Genomic DNA, 23,646 nt, shown 5'->3' with positions numbered 1-23,646 from the left:
CAGTGCCATCGGGTCGACAGGGGTGGACGTCATGGACGCAGGGGATCGCCCGGGGCGGTTGGCCGTGGGTGTGCTGGGCGCGGGCAAGGTGGGTTCGGTGCTCGGTGCCGCACTGGCGCAAGCCGGGCACCACGTGGTCGCCGCCAGCGGAGTTTCGGACGCCTCGCACCGGTGGGCGGCGAAGCGGCTCGGCGTGCAGCCGACCCGGCCGGAGGAGGTCGTCAAGGCCGCTGAGCTGATCCTGCTCACCGTGCCCGACGACGCGCTGCCCGATCTGGTCAACGGTCTGGCGACGACCGGCGCGGACTTGCAGGGCAAGCTGCTCGTGCACACCAGCGGCGCGTACGGGCTGTCGGTGCTCGACCCGGCCGCCAGGGCGGGCGCGCTGCCGCTCGCGCTCCATCCGGTGATGACGTTCACCGGGCGGGACGACGACCTCAACCGCATCACCGGCATCTCGTTCGGCGTGACGGCGCCCGATCCGCTCAGGCCCATCGCCGAGGCCCTGGTCATCGAGATGGGCGGCGAGCCGGTCTGGATCGCCGAGGCCGACCGTGCCCTCTACCACGCGGCCCTGGCCGGGGCGGCCAACCACATGGTCACGCTCATCGCCGAGTCGCAGGAGCTGCTGCGGGGGATCGGCGTCGAACATCCGGGCATCATGCTCGGCCCACTGCTCGGCGCGGCGCTCGACAACGTGCTGCGGCTCGGCATCGCCGGGCTGACCGGTCCCGTGGTGCGGGGTGACGCGGGCACCGTGCGCAAGCACGTCGACGCGCTGATCCTGGCCGCCCCCGAGGCGGCCGACGCCTACATCGCCCTCGCTAGGCTCACCGCGGACCGCGCGCTCGCCGCGGGGCTGCTGAAGCCCGAAGAGGCCGAGCGCCTGCTCGACGCGCTCGGAGGCAACATATGGACCTGATCGTCGCCAGAAACCGCATTGACCTGGTCAAAGCACGCGGCCAGGGGAGCGTCGCCCTGGTGCCCACGATGGGCGCGCTGCACGAGGGCCACCGCTCACTGATCCGCGAGGCCCGCGCCCGCGCCGACCAGATCGTGGTCAGCATCTTCGTCAACCCCCTGCAATTCTCCCCAAACGAGGATTTTTCACGCTATCCACGGACGTTTGACGCGGACCTGGAGGCGTGCCGGGCCGAAGGCGCGGACGTCGTTTTCGCTCCGGCCGCCGACGACATGTATCCCCCCGACCGCCAGGTCAGCGTCCGGTCCGGGGAGATGGGCACGATCGTCGAGGGCGCGGTCCGGCCCGGCCACTTCGACGGCGTGCTCACGGTCGTGCTCAAGCTGTTCAACCTCGTCCAGCCCGACGTGGCGATCTTCGGTCAGAAGGACGCCCAACAGCTCGCCATGATCCGCAGGATGGTCGCCGACCTCGACCTGCCGATCGACATCGTCGGCGCCCCCACGGTCCGCGAGCCCGACGGCCTGGCGCTGTCGAGCCGCAACCGCTACCTGTCCGCCGACGAGCGGCAGGTCGCCCTCGCGCTCTCCACGGCTCTGCGGGCGGGCGCGGCGGAGTCCGTCCCGTCGAAGATCCGCGCGGCGGCGCTGGCCGTGCTCGAGGCCGCGGCGCCCCGGCTCGCGCTCGACTACCTGGTACTCGTCGATCCGGCCACGTTCGCCGAGGTGAACGAGTCCTACCAGGGCGAGGCGGTGCTCGCGGTCGCCGCCAAAGTCGGCACCACCCGGCTGATCGACAATGTCGTCCTGCCGCTGCGCCCTGCTTGACCGGGGGTTTCCTCCCAGATCAGCGTCGAAGAATCACCGACGACGAGTCGCGTGACGAACTCCTCCGGCTCGCCCAGCACGCCGACGCGCTCGGCCGGGGTGAGGCCTCGCCGCGCCATTTCGCGTATCTGGAGGACCGCGTCCAGGTCAACGCGGGAGGAGCTTATGCGCCGCCAGTGACCCACCCCCCGGAATCATCGCATCCTCCAAGGGCGTTATCGTCATAGTGACGAAATCGCCTCTATGAGGAGACTCCATGAGCGCACCGGCGATTCCCCTCCGACTGACGGCCCCCGATCCCGGCTGGATCGCCGAGGCCGACGTGGTCGTCGTGGGCTCCGGCATCGCAGGGCTGACCGTAGCCCTGCGCTACACCGAGCTGGATCCCGCGGCCAAGGTCCTCGTCGTCACCAAGGACGTGCTCTCGTCCGGGTCCACCCGCTGGGCTCAGGGCGGGATCGCGGCGGTGCTCGACCCGCGCGACAGCCCCGACGAGCATCTGAACGACACCTTGGTCGCCGGGGTGGGCCTGTGCGACGTACGGGCCGTACGGACGCTGGTGACCGAGGGGCCGGGGGCGCTGCGGCGGTTGATGGAGCGCGGCGCCCGGTTCGACCGGACCCCCGACGGTGAGCTCCAGCTGACCAGGGAAGGCGGCCACCGGCGCGACAGGATCGTGCACGCGGGCGGCGACGCCACCGGCGCCGAGGTGCAGCGGGCGCTGGTCGAGGCGGTCAGAGCGGGCTCGGTGGAGGTCATCGAGCACGCGCTGGTCCTCGACCTGCTGACGGACGCGCGCGGCCGGGCCAGGGGCGTGACATTGCACGTCATGGGCGAGGGCGCACGCGACGGCGTGGGCGCGGTGCACGCGCGGGCGGTCGTGCTGGCCACCGGCGGCATGGGGCAGGTGTACGCCTCCACCACGAATCCCGGCGTCTCCACCGGCGACGGCGTCGCGCTCGCGCTCAGGGCGGGGGCCGTGGTGCGCGACATCGAGTTCGTCCAGTTCCATCCCACGGTGCTGTGGCTCGGCGAGGAGTCGACCGGGCAGCAGCCGTTGATCTCCGAGGCGGTCAGGGGCGAGGGCGCCTTCCTGATCGACCACGAGGGCCGCGCGTTCATGAGCGGCGTGCACGAGCTGGCCGACCTGGCGCCGCGCGACGTGGTCGCCAAGGCCATCATGCGGACCATACGCGAAAGCGGGCAGAGCCACGTCTTCCTCGACGGCCGCCACTTCGGCGAGGACAGGTGGAAGTCCCGCTTCCCCACGATCTACGCGGTCTGCCGCGAGCACGGCATCGACCCGGCCACCGAGCCCATCCCCGTCGCCCCCGCCGCCCACTACGCGAGCGGCGGGGTCAGGACCGATCTGCACGGCCGTACCTCCATCGAGGGCCTGTACGCGTGCGGCGAGGTCGCCTGCACGGGCGTGCACGGCGCGAACAGGCTCGCCTCCAACTCGCTGCTGGAGGGCCTGGTCTTCGCCGAGCGCATCGCCGCGGACATCTACGCGGAACGCGACGCCGAGGAGTCCGCGACGGCAAGGGCGGGATCGGGCGCAGCGGCCGCGATCCCGGCGGTGCCAGACGTGACGGCCCCGGGGCGGCTGGCGGCTGCGGGGCGGTTGGGGCCGGGTGAGGTGGTCGCGGGCCGGGCGGTGACGGGTCTGGCCGACCCGAGGATCCGGGCCAGGGTCCAGGCCCGGATGAGCGGGGGAGCGAGCGTGCTGCGTAGCCGCGAGTCGCTCGCGGAGACGGCACGAGCGCTCCTCGACGCCCGCTGGACCCCGGTCCAGGTGCTCCCGTGCACCGAGTCGTGGGAGGCCACGAACCTGCTGACCATCGCCACCGTGCTGGTGGGCGCGGCCCGGGCCCGGCTGGAGACCCGCGGCTCGCACTGGCGTGAGGACTTTCCCGAGCGGGACGACAATGAATGGCTGGGCCACCTGGACGTGACCCTGACCGAAGAGGGGCCGCGGATGACGTACACGCCGCACGGCGACACCACGCCGCCGCGACTGGCGCAGGAGCTCGCCGCCGCCGGGCTGGACCCGGAGGGGATCGACGCGCTGATCGACCGGGCCCTCGACGAGGACCTGCAGGAGGCGGGCGACGTGACGAGCCTGGCCACCATCCCGGCGGAGCAGCGCGCGATCGCGGACGTGGTGGCCCGCAAGGACGGCATCGTCGCCGGGCTGGCCGTCGCCGAGGCCGTGTTCGTCCGGCTGGGCGCCGCCCGTACCGAGCGAAAGGCCAAGGACGGCGAGCACGTCCGGGCGGGCGACGTGCTGATGACCGTGGAGGGGCCGGTCAGGGGCCTGCTGACGGCGGAACGCACCGCGCTCAACCTGCTCACGCACCTGTCGGGCATCGCCACGCTGACCGGCAGATGGGTCGAGGAGATCAGCGGCACCCGGGCCAGGGTGCGCGACAGCCGCAAGACGCTGCCCGGGCTGCGGGCGCTGGAGAAGTACGCGGTGCGCTGCGGCGGCGGCGTCAACCACCGGATGTCCCTGTCGGACGCGGCACTGATCAAGGACAACCACGTGGTGGCCGCCGGAGGTGTGGCCGAGGCGTTCCGCGCGGTGAGAGAGCGCTATCCGGAACTGCCGATCGAGGTGGAGGTGGACCGGATCGACCAGCTCGCTCCGGTGCTCGAAGAAGGCGCCGAGGAGATCCTGCTCGACAACTTCACGGTCGAGGAGACCGCCCAAGCCGTCCACATGGTGAGAAATCGGGCGAAGCTTGAGGCGAGTGGGGGGTTGACCTTGGAATCGGCCCGTGATGTAGCCGAAACTGGCGTTGACTACCTTGCGGTGGGAGCGCTCACGCACTCGGCGCCGGCCCTCGACATCGCACTGGATCTACGGGGGTAATCGATGCTGCTAACGATCGACGTCGGCAACACGCACACGGTGCTCGGCCTGTTCGAGGGCGAGGAGGTCATCGAGCACTGGCGGCTGGCCACGGACGCCCGCCGCACAGCCGACGAGATCGCGGTCGTGCTCCAGGGACTGCTCGGCCAGTCGCCGTTGCTCAAGGGAGCCGATGTCAGCGGCATCGCGATCTGCTCGACCGTGCCGAGCGTGCTCAACGAGATGCGCGAGATGTGCCGCCGCTACTACGGCGACGTGACCGCGGTGATCGTGGAGCCGGGCATCCGCACGGGCGTGCCCGTCCGCATGGACAACCCCAAGGAGGTCGGCAGCGACCGGATCGTCAACGCGCTGGCGGCCATCGACCAGTACGGCGGCCCCTGTGTCATCGTCGACTTCGGCACCGCGACCTCGTTCGACGCGGTGTCGGCCAAGGGCGAGTACATCGGCGCGGTCACCGCGCCCGGCATCGAGATCTCCGTCGACGCCCTGGCGGCGGCGGGCGCCCAGCTGCACAAGGTGGAGCTGGTCAGGCCGCGCTCGGTCATCGCCAAGAACACGGTCGAAGCGCTCCAGGCCGGCATCATCTACGGCTTCGCGGGCCAGGTCGACGGCATCGTCGAGCGGATGACGGCCGAGCTGGCCGACGACCCCGACGAGGTGACCGTGGTGGCCACCGGCGGCCACGCGGCGCTGGTGGTGGGCGAGTCGCGCTCGATCGACGTGCATGAGCCATGGCTGACGCTGATCGGCCTGCGCCTGATCTACAACCGCAACACGACATGAACAAGCGGCCCCCCGCTCGGGTGAGGGGGCCGCTTGCGTACTTGGACCGTCTTACTCGGATTCGTTGGTGTACAGGTACTCCCAGGGGCCGCAGTTCTTCGGGTAGCTGCCGTGGAGGTCGATCTGGCAGACCTTCACCCGGAGGCTGGAGGCGTCGTCGGTGGTGAAGGAGAAGCGCTTGTAGGCGGGGTAGCCGCAGTACTTCTTGGTGTAGACCGTCGACCAGTCATCGTCGAAGTCGCTGGCCTGGAACTTCACGTACGCGCACTTGCCGCCCTCGTGGTAGCTGCGGTTGTCCAGGTCCCAGAGCTTGCCCTTGACGCTGACCGTGTTCGACTCCTGATCGTCGTCCCACTCCACCCCGACCCAGCCGGAGGCCTGGGCCTGGTGGTGCTGCGAGTAAACCGGGCCCCAGTAGTCGGAGTAGTCGTCGTCGCTGGTGCTGGCGCTGGCGGCCGTGGGCAGCGCTAAGGCCAGCGCGCTCGTGGCGGCGACGGCGGCGAGGCCGGTCGCGAGCTTCTTCATCATGATTTCTCCTTGAGCTCCCCTGGGCCGGCACTTTGCCGGTCCCCCCCTGAGCTCGATGTGTCATTAGTACGGGGGAGCTCTTGCAAGCACCCTGCAGAGAGGTGACGAGCCCTTGCAGTTCGCCATATCCCCTACTCTTTGATGCTGTGAGCGACGAACTTCCCGAGCAGATGCGCATCCGGAGGGAGAAGCTCGACCGCCTTCGCAGTGAGGGCGTCGATCCTTACCCGGTGACCTTTCCCCGCACGGCGACCAACGCCGAGGTCAGGGAGAAATACCAGGGCCTCGACCCGGACACCGCGACCGGCGACAAGGTCGGCGTGGCGGGCCGCGTCATGCTCAACCGCGTGGGCGGCAAGCTCTGCTTCGCCACGCTCCGCGACGGCGGCGGCGACCTGCAGGTGATGATCTCGCTCGACAAGGTCGGCGAGGAGTCGCTCGCGGCCTGGAAGCGCGACGTCGACCTGGGCGACCACGTGGGCGTGGAGGGCGAGGTGATCACCTCCCGCCGCGGCGAGCTGTCGATCCTGGCCGACCGCTGGCAGATCACCGCCAAGTGCCTGCGCCCGCTGCCGGAGAAGCACGTCGGCCTCACCGACCCCGAGGCCCGGGTCCGCCAGCGCTACGTCGACCTCATCGTCAACGACGAGGCGAGGGAGATGGCCCGCATCCGCAGCGCCACCGTGCGCGCGGTGCGTGACTTCTGGCACGAGGAGGGCTACCTCGAGGTCGAGACGCCCATGCTGCAGCCGATCCACGGCGGCGCGGCGGCCCGGCCGTTCAAGACCCACATCAACGCCTACGACATGGAGCTCTACCTTCGCATCGCGATCGAGCTCTATCTGAAGCGGCTCGTGGTCGGCGGCATCGAGAAGGTCTTCGAGATCAGCCGCAACTTCCGCAACGAGGGCGCGGACTCCACGCACAACCCCGAGTTCACCATGCTCGAGGCGTACGGCACCTACCTCGACTACAACGACATGGCCGACCTGACCCAGCGGATGTACCAGAAGGCCGTCGTGGCCGCGCTGGGCACCTCGGTGGTCGTCCACGACGGCGTCGAGGTGGACCTGGGCATCCCGGAGTGGCCGCGCGTCACGCTGTACGGGACGGTGTCGGAGGCGCTCGGCGAAGAGGTCACCACCGACACGCCGATCGAGCAGGTCCGGAAATTTGCTGACAAGCGGGATGTCCACTGGGACCCGAAGTGGGGCCAGGGCAAGCTCGTCCAGGAGATCTTCGAGGCCCTTGTCGAGCACACACTCATCCAGCCGACGTTCGTCATGGACTACCCGCTGGAGACCTCGCCGCTGACCCGCCAGCACCGCGACAACCCGCTGCTGACCGAGAAGTGGGACCTCATCGGGTTCGGCACCGAGCTGGGCACCGCCTATTCCGAGCTCGTCGACCCGATCGAGCAGCGCCGCCGCCTGGTCGAGCAGTCCCTGCTGGCCGCCGGGGGCGACCCGGAGGCCATGCAGCTCGACGAGGACTTCCTGCAGGCCCTGGAGTACGCCATGCCGCCCACGGGTGGCATGGGCGCCGGCATCGACCGGATGATCATGGCCTTCACCGGCAAGAACATCCGGGAGACGATCCTGTTCCCGCTGGTCAAGCCGACCCACTAACCCGCCCGGCCATGTCGTACGGCACTCGGCCGGTGAGTAGCTGGATCACCGGCCGATGTGTCGCGCGGCTCACGGCACCAGTACGAGGCGGCCGCGCACGCCGCCTGCCGCGAGGCGGGCGTGCGCGTCGGCGGCCTTCTCCAGCGGGTACGTGCCCGCGACGCGCAGCGTGACCCGGCCCGCCTCCACCAGGCGCACCACCTCGGCGAGCTGGTCCGCGTCCGCCCTGAAGAACACCGACGCGACGTCCGTGCCACGCAGCGGGATGACCGTCGCACCGGGCGTCAACGAGACGTACGTGCCACCGTCCCGTACGGCGTCGAGCGCGCCCAGCCCCAGCACCGCCGCGTCCACGACCGCGTCCACGCCACCGGGCACCAGAGACCGCACCCCCGACGCCAGATCCGCGGACCGGGGAACGAACCATTCGGCGCCCAGCCCGCGTACGAGCTCCTCGTCGCCGTCTCCGGCCGCCGCCACCACCCGGAGACCCCGCACCGCGCCCAGCTCGACCAGGTAGCCGCCGACGGCTCCCGCGGCGCCCGTCACGAGCAGCGTCCGCCCCGGAGCGAGCCGGGCGCGGTCCAGCGCCTGCCAGGCGGTCAACGCGTTGAGCGGGATCGTCGCCGCCGCCACGGCCGACGCGCCCCGGGGCGCCCTCGCCACGGCCGAGGCGTCGACCACGACGTACTCGGCCTGCGCCTTGACCGGCAGCTCCAGCCGGCCCACCAGCGCGATCACCTCGTCCCCGATCCGGTGGGTGACCCCTTCGCCCACCTGGTCGACCGTCCCGGCCACGTCGAAGCCGAGCCCGTAGGAATCCAGCTTCCTGGCCACGCCGTGGTCGGCCAGCGTCCCCGCGGCCACCGCCAGGTCGAAGGGGTTCACCCCGGCCGCCGCCATCCTGATCCGCACCTGTCCCGGTCCCGCCTCCGGCACCGGCACCTCCACGAGCCGTGGGGAGCCGGTGCCGCCGATGAGCGCGCGCATGTTCGTCATGCCTACGACCCTAGGAGAAGTTACTCTCTTCTAGTAAGTAGGCACCTGTGAGTGCGTAACTCACCTGGAGGGACGAGAATGGCGACGACCACGGCGGCCGACCGGCGCGAGGAGGCCAAGCAGGCGTTCGACGCCTACTTCGCGGAGTGCCCGTCGAGGAAGCTGCTCGACCGGCTCAGCGACAAATGGGTGACGCTGGTGCTCACCGGCCTGGCCGGCGGGCCTCGCCGCTACAGCGACCTGTCCAGGCGCATCGCGGGCGTCAGCCAGAAGATGCTCACCCAGACGCTGCGCGGGCTGGAGCGCGACGGCCTGGTGCGGCGCACGGTCACGCCCTCGGTGCCGGTCCGGGTCGACTACGAGCTCACACCGCTCGGCGAGAGCCTGATGCCGCTGGTGGCCGCGATCAAGGGCTGGGCCGAGGCCAACATCCAGACCGTCGAAGCGGCCAGGAAGACGTACGACGCCACCGCCTGATGAGGCTTACGGGCCGGAGCACCCCCGACGCCAGATCCGCGGACGGACCACTCGGCGGACGAACCTCAGCGTGAGCTTGGATCGGCGGGGGCACTTCCTCGACGACTTCTGGGCTGTTCGGCGGCTTGGGGCGGGCGGCCGTGCAGGGGAACGTTCAGGACGCCGTCGGCGGTGAGGTTGACAGCGGTCTCGTGTCGGGCGGCGAATAGGAGAACGCGGCCGGCGATCAGCTCGGCCTCGTCCGGCAGCGCCCGGATCGGCTCGGTAGCGATCGCTCTCTCTTGCCCAACTCGCGCCGGCGGCAGTGGTCGGTCCGTGGAGTGCACGAGCGCGAACGATTCCACCGGCTCTGTCGGATCGCCTTTGCCGAGCGGGTCGGAGCCGTGTCCGAAACGGGGATCGCGCAGCAGGGCTCATACGAGGCCGCGAACGTACCGCCCGCCCCGGTTACGAAAGAGTGGCCAACGCCGCTGTATTTCCCGATATTTCGTATATGGAGTGTGGAGGGAAATCCACGTCCCAGGGACCGAAGCCCGGCATGTTCGTGACGCTCGGCGGAGGTGGGTCGGAGTCGTTGTAAGGATGGCTGTGCTCGCTCATCAGGCCGCGAAGCGTGTCGTCATATGGCGAGTACTTCACATACAGAGGATCATGTCAACGTCGATCGTCAAATGTGAGGATTGGCTTGCTTGACGACCTTTCCAGAATGCGTTTACCTTCTGCGAGACGAGCAGCTCTGCTCGGACAGAGACGTCTCGAGTTCTGCTGTTGGGGGGAGGGCTCCCGATGTATGTGCTCACTGAAGGCGTCGAGCTCAGCCATGCGGATCTGGCGTTGCTGGCGGAGCTTGCCAAGGGAGTCACGGTTGATCGAGTGGGCAGACGACTGGATATCAGCGGGCGCACGGTACGCCGGAGATTACGGGGTATCTGCGACCGCATCGGAGTCGCCACCGCGATCGAGGCTGTGGCCTGGGCCGCCCGCCGTCAACTCATCTGACCGCGCCGCCGGAGCCCCGGCTGTCAGAGCGCTGGAAGTTCAGTCGGCGATGCGTACGGCACCCGCGAACGGACGGCGAGCGATGGACGCGATGCGTACGACGTCGCCGGTCTGCGGCGCGTGGACCATCATGCCGCCACCGATGTAGATGCCGACGTGGTGCAGGTCGCCGTAGAAGAAGACCAGGTCGCCGGCGCGTAGCTCCTCTTTGGAGATGTGCCGGCCGGCCGTCCACTGATCGCCGGTGTAGTGCGGCAGTGAGATGCCCACCCGCTGGTAGGCCGCCATCACCAGGCCGGAGCAGTCGTACGAGCTCGGGCCCTCGGCGCCCCAGACGTAGGGCTTGAGCTGCTGCGTGAGCGCCCACCTGGCGGCTATGGCGGCCTTGCCGGCGCCGATGACCGGCAGATTGACCCGCACGGCGCGGGAGCCGGGACGGCCCGCCTCGCCGATCGCGCGCTTGAAGAGGCTGCTCTCGACCTTGGCGACCAGCGTGGTGATCTTGTCGCGCTTGGTGTCGAGGCCGTCGACGATCTTCTGCACCTCGTCGATGCGCGTCTTGGCGCTGGTCCTGGCCCGCTCGGCGGCCTCCCTGGCCGCGGTCACCAGGTTGACCTCGGCGCCCTGCTGCTGCTCGATCGCGTAGGTGGTGGCCGCCCGGTCGAGGAAGCTCTCGGGGTCGTCGGAGGTGGTGAACGCCAGGGACTGGCCGAGGCCGCCGTTGATGTAGGCGCTCTGGGCCAGCATCGAGGCCTTGGCGCGCTTGGTGGCCAGATCGGACTCGCTGGTGGCCAACGTCTTCTGGGCCGCCTCGACCGCCTTCTTGGCGGTCTTGAGCTTCTCCCGCTGGCCGTTGTACTGCTCGCTGAGCGTCTCGATCTGGGTGTGAAGCTCCTCGGCCTGCTTGGACAGGGCCTTCAGCGAGGGCTTGGGATCGGCGGCGGCGGAGCCGACGGGGACGGCGAAGAGGAGGGTGGCGACGGCAGCCGCGATGACACCCAAGCGGGTGGAGGCATTCCGGGATCCCGGAGGGCGGGCGTGAGCGCCCGCCGGCTTCCCCTCGCGATTGCGGGTGTACTTCACCAACCAGCTCCTCTCATCGGCGCCTACCGGGTTAGCTGACGGGTTCGGGCCGGAGCAGCCCTACCGAACGAACCGCTCGGATTCACCCCAGGATGGCGTCAGGATGAGCTCGCCACCGGCGGGTCCCCGGTTCTCCTCGCGGAGATTGGGCGCGTCTCCACGCTTGGCTCGCGCGGGTGACATCGTCGCTGGACACTAGTGCAATCGGCGTTCGTGCTCAACCAGAACTGCCAAGTCAGTAGAGGTTTCGCAACCGAAGGGTCACGAGAGGGTCTCGTGCTTGGCCGTACAGAACAGACTTTATGTCCTTTTTCCTCCAAGTTCCCCAAGACATGGAAGCCTAGAGACCAAGGGATCCCCCATCGTGTTCGATCAACCACCAGATGTCATGAGATGGGGGAGACGTCGCAGTTAGGGGTGAGCCGTAATCGGATCTGTACTCTGGAGACCCATGGAGCAGGTCGCCGAAGTGACAGTCCCGGACACGGAAGTCGTCGTCCGGCGTGCCCGCACGCCAGATGTCAGGACGATCAGGCGCCTGGTCGACACCTACGCGGGGGCCGGACCGCGGCTTCTGGAGAAGGCCACCGTCACCCTGTACGAGGACGTGCAGGAGTTCTGGATCGCCGAGCGCGGTGGCCAGGTGGTCGGCTGCGGCGCGCTGCATGTGCTTTGGGAGGATCTCGCGGAGATTCGCACGGTGGCCGTCAATCCGGAGTTCCGCGGCTTCGGAATCGGGCACCGGATCGTCTCTTCCTTGATCATGACCGCTCGAGAGCTCGGCCTGCGCCGGGTATTCTGTCTGACTTTTGAGGTCGATTTCTTCGCGAGGCATGGATTCCGCCCGGTTCAGGGCACTCCGGTCTCGCCAGAGGTCTACGCGGAGCTGCTGGCCTCGTACGACGAGGGTGTCGCCGAGTTCCTCGACTTGGAACACGTCAAGCCCAACACTCTGGGGAACACCCGCATGCTGCTCCACCTGACATCGGGTGACGCGGACCTTGACTAATGGGAAAGGTGATTGTTGATACCTATGTCGATACGTTGGGCAGCACAGGCATGTGTCCTGACACGTGCCACATGCGCACTCGAAGCGAGGTGACACGGTGAGCACCGGACAGCCGCCGTATCCACAGGACGATTCCGGCGAGAACTCTGCGCCTGGCGGGACTCCCGAATACGGACATCACAACGCGGGCCGCCCCTATGGCGAGCCCGACCCGGATGTAACGGTCGTTGGCTACCGGGCGGACGACGCCTATGGTCAGCAACCTAACTATGGGCAGCAGCAACCCCCGCAGTACGGCCAGCAGCCCCAGTATGGGCAGCAGCAGCCGGGCTACGGCCAGCAGCCGCAATATGGGCAGCAGCAGCCGTCGCAGTATGGGCAGCAGCCGCAGTACGGGCAGCAGCCCGGCTATGGCCAGCAACCCGAATACGGCCAGCAGCCCGGCTACGGGCAGCAGCAGGCTTCGGGCCAGCAGCCCGAGTACGGCCAGCCGGGTTATGGGCAGCAGCCGCAATCGCAGCCCGGTTACGGTCAGCAGCCCGGCTACGGTCAGCAGCCGTCCCAGCCGGGTTATGGCCAGCAGCAGCCGCCATCGCAGCCCGGCTACGGCCAGCAGCCTGGCTATGGGCAGCAGCCCGCGTCGGGCCAGCAGCCCGGCTACGGTCAGCAGCCTGGATACGGCCAGCAGCCGCAATCGCAGCCCGGTTACGGTCAGCAGCCCGGCTATGGCCAGCAGCCTGGCTACGGTCAGCAGCAGCCGTCCCAGCCGGGTTACGGTCAGCAGCAGCCGTACGGTGGCCAGCCTGGATACGGGCAGCCGCAGCAACCTCAGTACGGCCAGCAGCCCGGCTACGGCGCCCAGCCGCACGGGATGCAGCCGCCCGGAGCCCCGGCCCCGCTCGCCGAGTGGTGGCAGCGGCTCGTGGCGAGGATCATCGACGGTGTCATCTTCGGCATCGTGTCCGTGGTGCTGGGCCTCATTCTCGCGGCCATCCTGCTCAGCAGCTACAACTCCGTGACCGGTACGTCGAGTGGCCTGCTGGGCCCGTTCGCCTACGGGCTCGTGCAGACCATCTTGATGACGGCGATATATGTCGCCTACGAGTACTTCATGACCAAGATGAGCGGCCAGACGGTCGGCAAGCTGGTCATGGGCATCAAGATCGTGCCCATGGGCAACATGCTGCCGCCCGGCGGCCTGCCCAACGAGGTGGCGCTCAAGCGGGCCGCGGGCACTTGGGGCGGATACATCCTCGGCATCGTCCCGGTCGTCGGGACGCTGATCGGTGGGATCGCCGTCGCGCTGAACGGTGCCTCCCAGCTCTGGGACAAGCCGCTGCAGCAGACGTTCGCCGACAAGTTCAGCAACACCGTGGTCGTGAAGATCAAGTAGTCCTCGCGAGCGCGAAACAGAGGTCGGCCGGTGGCCGGCCTCTGTTTTGTGTGTGCGGGCCGTACCAAAATGGGTAGCGGTCGGTTCGCCGAAGGGTCGAGGTGGGTTATGACCGGGTCGCCGCCGTGGAGTGACGTGGTCCCAGCGGAATGGTGGGAACGGCTGGCCGCCCGGCTCATTGAAGCCCTCGTCTTCGGTGTCTTCTATTACATTCTGTTCGTCGCGCTCTGGGCGGCCTTTCGAACTGTCGGGTTGCAGGAGGCGTTCGACGGCCGGCTGCCCGGCGTGTTCGCGTGGCTGCTCGGCGGGCTGGGATATACGGTCTATGACTGGACCGCGCATTCCATGAGCGGCCGCACCTTCGGCAAGGCGATCATGAAGATTCGCCTGGCACCTGGTGGCCTTCGGCGCGGCGCGCTGCTGAAACGGTCCCTGGTCTATCCCGGAGCTGTCATGGTGATGGGCATTCCGGTGGTCAATGTGCTGGCCGGAATCTTCGTCTTCGGGGTCGGGATCCTCATCTTGATCGACAAGCCGCTGCAGCGCGGTCCGCACGACAGGCTCGCCGGAACACTGGTGTCCAAAGATCTTCGCTGAGCCTTCGGTACCAGGGCCGATGCCTTTCCGTAAAATTTTCACTTGATCCGGTAAGGAGTCTGGAGAGACTGGCATTAGGCTATGAGACGTCCGGGTTGCCGGATGTCGGCGCCCTTGGCACACGGACGGCATCCGTGTACCACTATGGTCAGGTGCGGGCGGTTGTCCACCTCATGTGGCATGAGGGGCGCTCATGCTGGGGCCGCTTGTGGATAAAGCGCCCATCGAAACCCCGGTCCGCTGTGGAGACGAGGACGAATGCAGGCCCTTACCGACGTATTGTCAGCCCTCATCCCACCCGTGGTCGTGGGCGGCGCCTTCATCTTTGGCGTAGTGAAGTTGGTCCGATCCGAGGCCGCCGGACGCCGGCCAAACCGCCAGGATCAGGCCGAGAACCACAACTGATCGGTGACTCAGCGGAATCCCTGTAGCGCTGAATTGTCTCCACGCCTTTCCGGGTATATGTTTGCCCTGGCGAATGAAACAATGCTCCGCGAAAGGATTGCGTAGATGGCCAAGCAGATCCAGGAGATTCTCATCGATGACCTCGATGGGGGCGAGGCCAATGAGACGGTCAGCTTCGCTATTGACGGCTCCTCCTATGAGATTGACCTGAGCGACCTTAACGCCAAGAAGCTGAGGGACGCGCTCACGCCTTTCGTACAGCACGCTCGTCGGTCCGGTGCCGTAACCACGCGTCGGCGCGGTCGCGGCGGACAGCGTGCGATGAGCCGCGAGAAGAGCTCGGAGATCCGGCAGTGGGCCAAGGCTCACGGTCTGCCGGTGAGCGAGCGTGGCCGAATCGCCTCCACCGTGGTGGAGAAGTACGAAGCAGCTCACTGAGAGAGTCATCTCCCGACCATGCGCTTATGCCGCTCGCCTAAGGACCCCGGCGAACGCCATAAGCGCATGATCATTTTATCGGCTCTTCTCAAATGCTGGACAGTTCGCGTGGCGATCTTCTAATCGCCCATATGTGATCATTTTGGGCTGGCCGCTCGGTGGATTCCGGGCGGTTTTCTGTTCTGGTGCGTTCCAGCCCCGGGTGCGGGCTCCCCGGTGGCGTGACGGTCCGGGTTGGTAACCCGGCTGACCAGACAGGCGATTTCGCGGCCTCCGGGCGCCGTACCACGATCGATTGGCGTGAGGCGCGCTTCCCTACATAGGATGTTTGCGTATGGCTCACTGATGTGGCACGGGCGATGCGCGGGCGAGCCCTCTCACCCGCGGCGGCCGGAAGCCGCTCCATGTTGATCTGCCGGCGCCGTGGCGGCCAATTCCAGGTGCTTCACCGAAGCTTCCCAAACATCGTTCGCTTGCGGCGTATCGGGAACACGTAACCCCCGATCGGTAGTTGGATAGAGGGTGAACGCCCTGCTCCCGGGGAACGTCTCTGCTATAGAGCGTGTCAGTGGCAGTGGGCACGGTTCGCCGAGCCAGGGCTAGCATGCGGGATGACGGGACCGGATTTACCGGCCTGACTGACCGCTCTGTGAGGAGCGACGAGATGTTCGAGAGGTTCACCGACCGAGCAAGGCGGGTTGTCGTCTTGGCCCAAGAAGAGGCCAGGATGCTCAACCACAACTACATCGGCACTGAGCACATTCTTCTTGGTTTGATCCATGAAGGTGAGGGCGTAGCCGCCAAGGCTCTGGAGAGCCTGGGCATCAGCCTTGAAGGAGTGCGTCAGCAGGTCGAGGAGATCATCGGCCAAGGCCAGTCGGCTCCGTCGGGGCACATTCCGTTCACCCCGCGGGCCAAGAAGGTTCTTGAGCTGTCGCTCCGTGAGGCTTTGCAGCTGGGTCACAACTACATCGGCACCGAGCACATCCTGCTCGGGCTCATCCGTGAGGGTGAGGGTGTGGCCGCCCAGGTGCTGGTCAAGCTTGGAGCCGATCTCAACCGTGTCAGGCAGCAGGTCATCCAGTTGCTCCACGGCTACCAGGGCAAGGAGCCGGCCGCCGCGGGCGGCCCGCAGGAGTCGGCCCCGTCGACCTCCCTGGTGCTCGATCAGTTCGGCCGTAACCTGACCCAGGCCGCCCGCGAGGGCAAGCTGGATCCGGTCATCGGCCGTGAGAAGGAGATCGAGCGGGTCATGCAGGTCCTCTCCCGGAGGACCAAGAACAACCCGGTGCTGATCGGCGAGCCCGGCGTCGGCAAGACCGCCGTCGTCGAGGGCCTGTCGCAGAAGATCGTCAGGGGCGAGGTGCCCGAGACGCTGAAGGACAAGCAGCTCTACACGCTTGACCTCGGTGCTCTCGTGGCGGGTTCCCGCTACCGCGGTGACTTCGAAGAGCGCCTGAAGAAGGTGCTCAAGGAGATCCGCACGCGCGGCGACATCATCCTGTTCATCGACGAGCTGCACACGCTCGTCGGCGCGGGCGCGGCCGAGGGCGCGATCGACGCGGCCAGCATCCTCAAGCCGATGCTGGCGCGTGGCGAGCTGCAGACCATCGGTGCCACGACCCTCGACGAATACCGCAAATACCTGGAGAAGGACGCCGCTCTGGAGCGGCGCTTCCAGCCGATCCAGGTGGCCGAGCCCTCGCTCAGCCACACGATCGAGATCCTCAAGGGTCTGCGCGACCGCTATGAGGCGCACCACCGGGTGTCCATCACCGATGGCGCGCTGGTCGCCGCCGCGCAGCTGGCCGATCGCTACATCAGCGACCGCTACCTTCCCGATAAGGCGATCGACCTCATCGACGAGGCCGGTTCGCGGATGCGCATCCGCCGGATGACCGCTCCGCCGGACCTGCGCGAGTACGACGAGAAGATCGCCAACGTCCGCCGGGACAAGGAGTCCGCGATCGACGCGCAGGACTTCGAGAAGGCGGCCGCCCTCCGCGATCAGGAGAAGCAGCTCCAGCTCAAGCGCGAGCGGCGCGAGAAGGAGTGGAAGGCCGGCGACATGGACGTCGTGGCCGAGGTCACCGAGGAGCTCATCGCCGAGGTCCTGGCGACGGCCACCGGCATCCCGGTCTTCAAGCTGACCGAGGAGGAGTCGCAGCGCCTGCTCCGCATGGAGGACGAGCTGCACAAGCGGATCATCGGTCAGGACGACGCCATCAAGGGCCTGTCCAGGTCGATCCGGCGCACCCGCGCCGGGCTGAAGGACCCGCGCCGTCCCGGTGGCTCGTTCATCTTCGCCGGCCCGTCCGGTGTCGGTAAGACCGAGCTGTCCAAGGCGCTGGCGGAGTTCCTCTTCGGTGACGAAGACGCTCTGATCAGCCTGGACATGTCGGAGTTCATGGAGAAGCACACCGTCTCCAGGCTGTTCGGTTCGCCTCCCGGCTACGTCGGCTACGAGGAGGGCGGTCAGCTCACCGAGAAGGTGCGGCGCAAGCCGTTCTCCGTGGTCCTGTTCGACGAGATCGAGAAGGCCCACCCCGACATCTTCAACTCGCTGCTGCAGATCCTGGAAGACGGTCGCCTGACCGACGCCCAGGGCCGGGTCGTCGACTTCAAGAACACGGTCATCATCATGACCACCAACCTCGGCACCCGCGACATCTCCAAGGGCATCGGGGTCGGGTTCGCGAAGTCCAACGACGCCGACTCCAACTACGAGCGGATGAAGTCCAAGGTCCAGGAGGAGCTCAAGCAGCACTTCCGGCCCGAGTTCCTCAACCGTGTCGATGACATCGTGGTCTTCCACCAGCTGACGCCGGCGGAGATCATCCTGATCGTGGACCTGATGCTCGCTCAGGTCGACGCCCGGATGAAGGACCGCGACATGGGCCTCGACGTCTCGCAGGAGGCCAAGCAGCTGCTGGCCGACCGCGGTTACGACCCGGTCATGGGTGCCCGGCCGCTGCGCCGGACCATCCAGCGCGAGCTCGAAGACTCGCTGTCGGAGAAGATCCTGTACGGCGAGCTCCGTCCGGGGCAGGTCGTCAAGGTCACGATCGAGGGCGAGGGCGACGACGCGAAGTTCATCTTCATCGGTGAGGACGCGGCGTCCAGCCAGGTTCCCGACTCGGCCGCGGCGATCGCGGCGCCGATCAAGAACTAACGGCGCCCGGGTTCGACCCAGGAACCCCCGTGTGAGAGATCGCACGGGGGTTTCGCCGTTTCACAGGTCCGTTGCCTAATTTGTTGGAAACCTGGGTGTACCGCCACCGGTAGTAGTACTACACTGCGTAGAGCATCGCCTAGCCTCGCCATGTCGTCCGCGGACGGCGTTTCCAGGGTGAGGGCTGCTCCCTGGGGAGTACGCGGGAATCAACTCAGGGCGGACGCGTGCGCCACCCGGCAGCAGGCATGCTCGACAAAGTCCGCATCATCCCCAGGGCGGGCGACGGGAACGACCAGTGCAAGCCGTGGAGGATTCAATGCGTCTGCGTCACGATGACGGAACGCTGGTTCACCTCGCCTACAACGCAGGCGTACACCCCGCGGAAGACCTGGAGAACCTGATCGCCCACCTGACCCGCTACGCGGTGCCGGTGCGCAAGCGGCTCGGGGTCGAGCGGATGGGCGTCGGCCTGTGGCTCTCGCCCGCCGTGGCCGACCACCTCACGGCCGACCGCATCGAGCTCGTACGGCTGCGCAGGTCGCTGGAGGAGCGCGGCCTGGAGGTGGTGAGCCTCAACGGCACCGGCGGGCGCAACCTGGAGGTGCCCGGTCCCGACTGGGCCAAGCCGGAGCGCTACCGCTACACGATGGCGCTGGCCAAGATCCTGGCGTTCCTGCTGCCCGACGACGTACGGTTCGGCAGCATCTCCACCATCCCGATCGGCTGGCGCCACGACTGGCCCGCCGACCTGCACGCCATCGCCACCCGGCGGCTCGAACGGCTGGCCAGGGAGCTGCGTGGCATCTACAGCGTCACCGGCAAGACCATCCGCGTCGGCTTCGAGCCGTGGCCCGGCTGCGTGCTGGAGACGACCGAGCAGGCGCTGGAGCGGGTGTGCGGGATCGACTCCGAGCACCTGGGCGTCTGCCTCGACGCCTGCCACCTGGCCTGCGGCGACGAGGAGCCCGGTGCGGCACTGCGCGGGCTGGCCGCCGCGGGCGCTCCGGTGGTCAAGCTGGGGCACGTGCACAACCACACGGGCGATACGCCCAGCACCGGCGCGGTGCTGTACGACACGATGGCGGCGATGCTGTCGGGTGCGGTCAGCGGCAGCGCGCACATCGAGGTCGAGACGCACAACCTGGCAGTACCGGGGCGCGCCAAGGGCCCTGGAGCACTGGTGTCCCTGCTGGCCGAGCAGCTCGACTGGGCCCGCAACAGCCTGACCGGGCTGGGCCTGCAACTGGCCGCGTAACTCCCGGCCGCTACAGAGTGCCGAACCAGCCTGGCGTGTCCAGGCGGAAGAGGTCGGGCGGGGTGACCTTGCGAAGATCGGCCACCATGGCCTGTACGCGCTCTTCGCCCAGCTCCCCGGCCCAGCGTTCGCGGAGGGTTTCGAAGATGTGGCCCGAGCGCACCAGGGCGTCGACGCCGTAGGGCGTCAGACGGACGATCTTACGTCTGGTGTCGTGGGGGTCCACGGTGCGTTCCACGTAGCCGATGCGTTCCAGCACGTCGATCGTCTTGCCGGCCGCCTGCTTGGAGACGCCCAGCGTACGGCCGAGGTCCACGGCGGTCGTGCTGCCTCGGCCGATGGCCTGCATGACGAAGCCGTGCGTCGGCCGCATGTCGGGATGGCCCTGGCGGCCCAGCTCCGCGTGGAGCTCGTCGATGAGCACACGGAAGCCTAGAAGGAGACGGAGCGGAAGCTCGAAGCCGGGGATGTCGCTTGACACGATAGACAACCTGGTTCACTATATAGACAACTTTGTTGTCCATCTTAGGGGTTGCCGGGATGCCTGTCATCCGTGATGCCGATGCGCGTCGATCAGAGACCGCCGGCGGGGTCATGACCACGTTCGCCTCGCCGAGCCAGGGGGGTGCGTCGCGGTCCCTGTGGCGGGTCGACGCCAAGCCCGGTGTGGCGGGGCCGTCGCACGACTTCGACAGCGAACAGGTGTGGACGTGGCTGGCCGGGACGGCCACCGTCGAGCTGGGCGAGGAGACGTACGGCGTCGGGCCGGGCGACACCGTCGTGATGCCCGCCCGCACTGTACGACGCGTCACGGCCGGCGCCGAGACCGGCTACACAGCCGTGGTGACGGCACCGGCCGGAGCCAGGGCACTCGCGGCCGACGGCACCGACGCCTACGGCACACCACCGTGGATCGCGTGACCCACCGCCCGTGCAGCCGATCGCATGTCGGTCACCGACAGCGGGTGGCCCGCGATCCGCGGGCCGGTCACGAACCACAGGCCGGTCGCCGACAGCGGGTGGCCCGCGAACCGCAAGCCGATCACCCACCGACTGAGGAGAATCCGATGCCTGTTGTCCTTTCCGCCGGCTCCCGCCGGACCGAGACGCCGAACGGGGTCATGACCACCCTCGCCTCACCGACCCAGGGCGAGGCGGGAGCGGCGGTGTGGCGGGTGGACGCCGTACCGGGGATGGTGGGGCCGGTCCACGTCTTCGACACCGAGTCGGTGTGGACGTGGCTGGCCGGGACGGCCACCGTCGAGCTGGGCGGCGAGCTGTTCACCGTGGGGCCCGGCGACACCATGGTGCTGCCCGCCGACGTGACCCGGCAGATGACGGCCGATCCACGCGACGGCTTCGCGGCGATCGTGGTCGCGTCTCCGGGGGCCGAGGCGTACAACCCGGACGGCGTGTCGGCCCCGGACGCCTGCGACCTGGCGCCCAAGGGCTCGGAACGGATGGTCCCACTCTGGGTCCGGTGAGCCGGCGGTCAGGAGTGGGGCAGGCGGTAGGTGCCGTCGTCGAGGTGTTCGGCCAGGCCGTCCGTGATCAGGCCGTCCAGGGCGCGCTCTCGTTGCACCGGATCGTCCCAGACCACGTCGAGCGCGGCCTTGGGCACCGGCCCGTGGGCCGCCCGCAGCACCGCCAGCAGGCGGCCCCGGCACTGACGGTCGGTCCCCGCGTACGTCTGGCCCTTGCGGGCGGGCCCGGCATGCGGCGGTTTGCCGGCCAGGCGCCAGGCGCACATCTGGGCGATCGGGCAGTCGGCGCAGCGTGGCGTGCGAGCCGTGCAGACCAGGGCGCCCAGCTCCATGACGGCCACGCCCCAGCGGGCGGCGCCGAGCTCGGGCAGGAGTGTCTCGGCCAGGCGGCGTTCGGCGGCGGAGGTGGCCGTCGGCGGATACTCCTCGGCCCGTACCGCCCTGGCGAACACCCGCCGGACGTTGGTGTCGAGGATCGCGTGCCGCCCGCCGTACGCGAAGCTGGCGACCGCGGCGGCGGTGTACTCGCCGATGCCGGGCAGGGCCAGCAGGGTCGCGTGGTCCGACGGCACCTCGCCGCCGTGCTCCTCGCTGATGGCCTTCGCGCACGCGTGCAGCCGCAACGCCCGGCGCGGGTAGCCGAGCCTGCCCCAGTGGCGTACGGCCTCGCCGGGGAGCTCGGCCGCCAGGGCCTTCGGGGTGGGCCAGCGGTCCATCCACTCGTGCCAGATGGGCAGGACGCGGACGACCGGGGTCTGCTGCAGCATGATCTCGCTGACGAGCACGCCCCACGGCGTCGCGTCGGCGGTACGCCACGGGAGGTCTCGGGCGTTGTCCTCGTACCACTCCAGAACGGGGACGTGTAGGAGGTTCGGCTCAAGCACGCGCCCTAGGCTATGCCGAGATGGCGACCAGCGGCGTGTCGTCACACTCCGTGGCCAATGGATTACCATGCTGTGTGTATGGATCCGGATACGATGGGTGACGGCAGCGGCGACATCTACTGGCGACGGCGTATGAGCGTCCTGGTGGCTGTTCTCGTCGTGGTGGCGGTTGTCGCTTGGGCGTGTTCCAGTGGGGGGAGCGGGCCGCAGCGGCCCTCCAGCACGCAGAGCTCCGTGAGCGTCTCCCCGACGGCGGCGGATCCGCTGCTCGCCGGCCTGCACACCATGACCATGGACACGGCCACCCCCTCGCCCACGCCGAGCCCCAGCAAGGCCACGCCGGCGGCCCTGCCCAAGCGGCCCGGCGATCCCTGCAGCGAGGGCGACCTGGTGCTCAGCATGCAGGGCAAGCAGGACGTCTACGCGCCGGGCGTCCAGCCCAACTTCCTCATCAGCCTGGTCAACACCGGTCCCGTCATGTGCTCCGCCGACGTGGGCCCGCGGTCCATGGAGGTCCGCATCACCTCCGGGGCAGACCGGATCTGGTCGACCTCCGACTGCGTCAGCGGCGAGGCCGCCCAGGTCAAGCAGTTGCAGCGCGGGGTGCCCTTCGTGCGCTCGCTCGACTGGGACCGGCGCCGCTCCAGCAGCGACTGCCGCACCGACCCGCCGGCCGCCCTGCCGGGCACCTACGTGGCCGTGGCGCGCATGGGCAAGCTCAGAAGCCCGATGGGCGTCTTCCAGCTCCGCTGACGACAGCGGGCGGGCGCCCCGACAGCGTCACCCGGCAGCGTCAGACGTACCGCTCCAGGATGGAGGACTCCGCGAGCCGGGAGAGCCCCTCGCGGACGCTGCGCGCGCGGGACTCGCCGACGCCTCCCACGGCCTGGAGGTCGTCGATGCTGGCCGCCAGCAGCTTCTGCAGCCCGCCGAAGTGGTTGACCAGCCGATCGACCACGGTCGCGGGCAGGCGGGGCACCTTGGCCAGCAGGCGGAACCCGCGCGGGCTGACCGGGCTGTCGAGCGTCTCGTCCTCGCTGTGTCCCAGCACGTGGGCGACCGTCGCGAGGTTGAGCAGCTCCTCGCTCGAGAGCGCGTCGAGATCGTGCAGGGCTTCCGTGAGGCGCCGGTGACGGCGGCCGGCGGGGGTCGGGAGGTAGTCGCGCACGACCAGCTCACGCTCCGACTCGACGCCCGCCACCAGCTCGTCGAGCTGCAGCGACAGGAGCCTGCCGTCGGTGCCGAGCTCGACCACGTAGCCCTTGATCTCGTCGGAGATGCGTCTGACCATCTCCAGCCGCTGGGCGACGGCGGCCACGTCACGGACCGTCACCAGGTCTTCGATCTCCAGGGCCGACAGCGTGCCGGAGACCTCGTCGAGGCGGTGCTTGTAGCGTTCGAGCGTGGCCAGGGCCTGGTTGGCCTTGGACAGGATGGCCGCCGACTCCTCCAGCACGTAGCGGATGCCGTCGAGGTAGAGGGCGATGATCCGCATCGACTTGCTGATCGCGATGATCGGCAGGCCCGTCTGGCGGGCGACCCGCTGCGCGGTGCGGTGGCGGGTGCCCGACTCGTCGGTGGGGATGCTCGGGTCCGGCACCAGGTGCACGGCGGCGCGGATGATCCGCTGGCCGTCGCTCATCACGATCGCGCCGTCCATCTTGGCCAGCTCGCGCAGGCGCGTGGCCGAGAACTCGACATCGAGCTCGAACCCGCCGCTGCACACCTCTTCGACCACTCTGTTGTAGCCGAGCACGATCAGGCCGCCGGTCTGACCGCGCAGGATCCGCTCCAAGCCGTCGCGTAGTGGTGTGCCCGGGGCCACGGAGGCCAGGGCTTCGCGACGGCGGTCGTCGAGACTCCTGTCGTTTGGCACCTGACC

Annotated in this window: 23 protein-coding genes and 1 riboswitch; of the genes, 16 read left to right on the top strand and 7 right to left on the bottom strand. The window is 68.5% G+C overall.

Going from position 1 to position 23,646, the window contains the following annotated elements:
* Positions 1-31: 31 nt before the first annotated feature.
* The 4 genes from KLK06_RS45415 (at position 32) to KLK06_RS45400 (ending at position 5,410) form a co-directional block, all read left to right on the top strand.
* On the top strand, positions 32-922 hold the full coding sequence (locus KLK06_RS45415) for a Rossmann-like and DUF2520 domain-containing protein (RefSeq protein ID WP_214641959.1): 891 nt from the start codon (positions 32-34) through the stop codon (positions 920-922).
* The gene (gene panC, locus KLK06_RS45410) at positions 913-1,749 is read left to right on the top strand and encodes a pantoate--beta-alanine ligase (RefSeq protein WP_214641958.1); all 837 of its coding nucleotides are present in this window, start codon (positions 913-915) and stop codon (positions 1,747-1,749) included. The genes KLK06_RS45415 and panC overlap by 10 nt, the downstream gene beginning before the upstream one ends.
* A 256-nt stretch (positions 1,750-2,005) precedes the next feature.
* On the top strand, positions 2,006-4,624 hold the full coding sequence (locus KLK06_RS45405; protein WP_214641957.1) for an L-aspartate oxidase: 2,619 nt from the start codon (positions 2,006-2,008) through the stop codon (positions 4,622-4,624).
* A 3-nt stretch (positions 4,625-4,627) separates the two neighbouring features.
* Positions 4,628-5,410 (top strand): type III pantothenate kinase, encoded by a 783-nt coding sequence (locus KLK06_RS45400; protein WP_214641956.1) that lies wholly within the window; start codon positions 4,628-4,630, stop codon positions 5,408-5,410.
* A 51-nt stretch (positions 5,411-5,461) separates the two neighbouring features.
* On the opposite strand, the gene KLK06_RS45395 is transcribed toward KLK06_RS45400, so the two are convergent.
* The gene (locus tag KLK06_RS45395; protein WP_214641955.1) at positions 5,462-5,938 is read right to left on the bottom strand and encodes a hypothetical protein; all 477 of its coding nucleotides are present in this window, start codon (positions 5,936-5,938) and stop codon (positions 5,462-5,464) included.
* 146 nt (positions 5,939-6,084) lie between these two features.
* On the opposite strand from KLK06_RS45395, the gene lysX reads away from it, so the two are divergent.
* Complete coding sequence (gene lysX / locus KLK06_RS45390; protein WP_308168738.1) at positions 6,085-7,566, top strand: bifunctional lysylphosphatidylglycerol synthetase/lysine--tRNA ligase LysX; 1,482 nt, start codon at positions 6,085-6,087, stop codon at positions 7,564-7,566.
* 69 nt (positions 7,567-7,635) lie between these two features.
* Here the strand turns inward: lysX and KLK06_RS45385 are convergent, their stop codons facing one another.
* The gene (locus KLK06_RS45385) at positions 7,636-8,565 is read right to left on the bottom strand and encodes an NADP-dependent oxidoreductase (protein ID WP_250907028.1); all 930 of its coding nucleotides are present in this window, start codon (positions 8,563-8,565) and stop codon (positions 7,636-7,638) included.
* A 78-nt stretch (positions 8,566-8,643) separates the two neighbouring features.
* Between KLK06_RS45385 and KLK06_RS45380 the strand changes: the two genes are divergently transcribed.
* The gene (locus tag KLK06_RS45380) at positions 8,644-9,042 is read left to right on the top strand and encodes a helix-turn-helix domain-containing protein (RefSeq protein WP_214641954.1); all 399 of its coding nucleotides are present in this window, start codon (positions 8,644-8,646) and stop codon (positions 9,040-9,042) included.
* Between the two features lie 786 nt (positions 9,043-9,828).
* Entirely contained in the window at positions 9,829-10,041 is a 213-nt protein-coding gene (locus KLK06_RS45375; RefSeq protein ID WP_214641953.1) for a LuxR C-terminal-related transcriptional regulator, read from the top strand.
* 39 nt (positions 10,042-10,080) lie between these two features.
* Here KLK06_RS45375 and KLK06_RS45370 read toward each other — a convergent pair whose 3' ends face one another.
* Positions 10,081-11,124, bottom strand: coding sequence for an NlpC/P60 family protein (locus KLK06_RS45370; protein ID WP_214641952.1), 1,044 nt, complete (start codon positions 11,122-11,124; stop codon positions 10,081-10,083).
* Positions 11,125-11,129: 5 nt separating this feature from the next.
* Positions 11,130-11,286: riboswitch (cyclic di-AMP (ydaO/yuaA leader) on the bottom strand.
* Positions 11,287-11,575: 289 nt separating this feature from the next.
* Here KLK06_RS45370 and KLK06_RS45365 point away from each other — a divergent pair.
* Positions 11,576-12,133: an amino-acid N-acetyltransferase gene (locus KLK06_RS45365; RefSeq protein ID WP_214641951.1), complete on the top strand. Its 558-nt coding sequence runs from the start codon at positions 11,576-11,578 to the stop codon at positions 12,131-12,133.
* A 22-nt stretch (positions 12,134-12,155) separates the two neighbouring features.
* On the opposite strand, the gene KLK06_RS45360 is transcribed toward KLK06_RS45365, so the two are convergent.
* Positions 12,156-13,001, bottom strand: coding sequence for a hypothetical protein (locus tag KLK06_RS45360; protein WP_214641950.1), 846 nt, complete (start codon positions 12,999-13,001; stop codon positions 12,156-12,158).
* Between the two features lie 3 nt (positions 13,002-13,004).
* On the opposite strand from KLK06_RS45360, the gene KLK06_RS45355 reads away from it, so the two are divergent.
* From KLK06_RS45355 to KLK06_RS45335, 5 genes are all read left to right on the top strand, one after another.
* Positions 13,005-13,526: an RDD family protein gene (locus KLK06_RS45355; RefSeq protein WP_214641949.1), complete on the top strand. Its 522-nt coding sequence runs from the start codon at positions 13,005-13,007 to the stop codon at positions 13,524-13,526.
* Between the two features lie 135 nt (positions 13,527-13,661).
* A complete protein-coding gene (locus KLK06_RS45350; RefSeq protein WP_214641948.1) occupies positions 13,662-14,123 on the top strand; it encodes an RDD family protein in 462 nt (153 codons plus the stop codon).
* A gap of 510 nt (positions 14,124-14,633) precedes the next feature.
* Entirely contained in the window at positions 14,634-14,966 is a 333-nt protein-coding gene (locus KLK06_RS45345; RefSeq protein WP_214641947.1) for an Lsr2 family protein, read from the top strand.
* Positions 14,967-15,630: 664 nt separating this feature from the next.
* Positions 15,631-18,138 (top strand): ATP-dependent Clp protease ATP-binding subunit, encoded by a 2,508-nt coding sequence (locus tag KLK06_RS45340; RefSeq protein WP_214641946.1) that lies wholly within the window; start codon positions 15,631-15,633, stop codon positions 18,136-18,138.
* Between the two features lie 319 nt (positions 18,139-18,457).
* Positions 18,458-19,396 (top strand): sugar phosphate isomerase/epimerase, encoded by a 939-nt coding sequence (locus tag KLK06_RS45335; RefSeq protein ID WP_214641945.1) that lies wholly within the window; start codon positions 18,458-18,460, stop codon positions 19,394-19,396.
* 10 nt (positions 19,397-19,406) lie between these two features.
* Here the strand turns inward: KLK06_RS45335 and KLK06_RS45330 are convergent, their stop codons facing one another.
* Positions 19,407-19,877, bottom strand: coding sequence for a MarR family winged helix-turn-helix transcriptional regulator (locus tag KLK06_RS45330; RefSeq protein WP_214641944.1), 471 nt, complete (start codon positions 19,875-19,877; stop codon positions 19,407-19,409).
* A gap of 113 nt (positions 19,878-19,990) precedes the next feature.
* Between KLK06_RS45330 and KLK06_RS45325 the strand changes: the two genes are divergently transcribed.
* Entirely contained in the window at positions 19,991-20,317 is a 327-nt protein-coding gene (locus KLK06_RS45325) for a cupin domain-containing protein (RefSeq protein WP_250907024.1), read from the top strand.
* A gap of 146 nt (positions 20,318-20,463) precedes the next feature.
* The gene (locus KLK06_RS45320; RefSeq protein ID WP_214641942.1) at positions 20,464-20,880 is read left to right on the top strand and encodes a cupin domain-containing protein; all 417 of its coding nucleotides are present in this window, start codon (positions 20,464-20,466) and stop codon (positions 20,878-20,880) included.
* Positions 20,881-20,888: 8 nt separating this feature from the next.
* Here the strand turns inward: KLK06_RS45320 and KLK06_RS45315 are convergent, their stop codons facing one another.
* Positions 20,889-21,647 (bottom strand): A/G-specific adenine glycosylase, encoded by a 759-nt coding sequence (locus tag KLK06_RS45315; RefSeq protein WP_250907044.1) that lies wholly within the window; start codon positions 21,645-21,647, stop codon positions 20,889-20,891.
* Positions 21,648-21,842: 195 nt separating this feature from the next.
* Here KLK06_RS45315 and KLK06_RS45310 point away from each other — a divergent pair, with 195 nt between their 5' ends.
* On the top strand, positions 21,843-22,517 hold the full coding sequence (locus tag KLK06_RS45310; RefSeq protein WP_214641939.1) for a hypothetical protein: 675 nt from the start codon (positions 21,843-21,845) through the stop codon (positions 22,515-22,517).
* A gap of 40 nt (positions 22,518-22,557) precedes the next feature.
* On the opposite strand, the gene disA is transcribed toward KLK06_RS45310, so the two are convergent.
* Positions 22,558-23,640 (bottom strand): DNA integrity scanning diadenylate cyclase DisA, encoded by a 1,083-nt coding sequence (gene disA, locus KLK06_RS45305; protein ID WP_214641938.1) that lies wholly within the window; start codon positions 23,638-23,640, stop codon positions 22,558-22,560.
* Positions 23,641-23,646: the final 6 nt, after the last annotated feature.

It is taken from the genome of Nonomuraea sp. NEAU-A123 (assembly GCF_018603905.1).
Lineage (GTDB): Bacteria > Actinomycetota > Actinomycetes > Streptosporangiales > Streptosporangiaceae > Nonomuraea.
The sequence above is the reverse complement of the archived record's forward strand: the minus strand, read 5'-3'. Positions and strand labels throughout refer to the sequence as shown.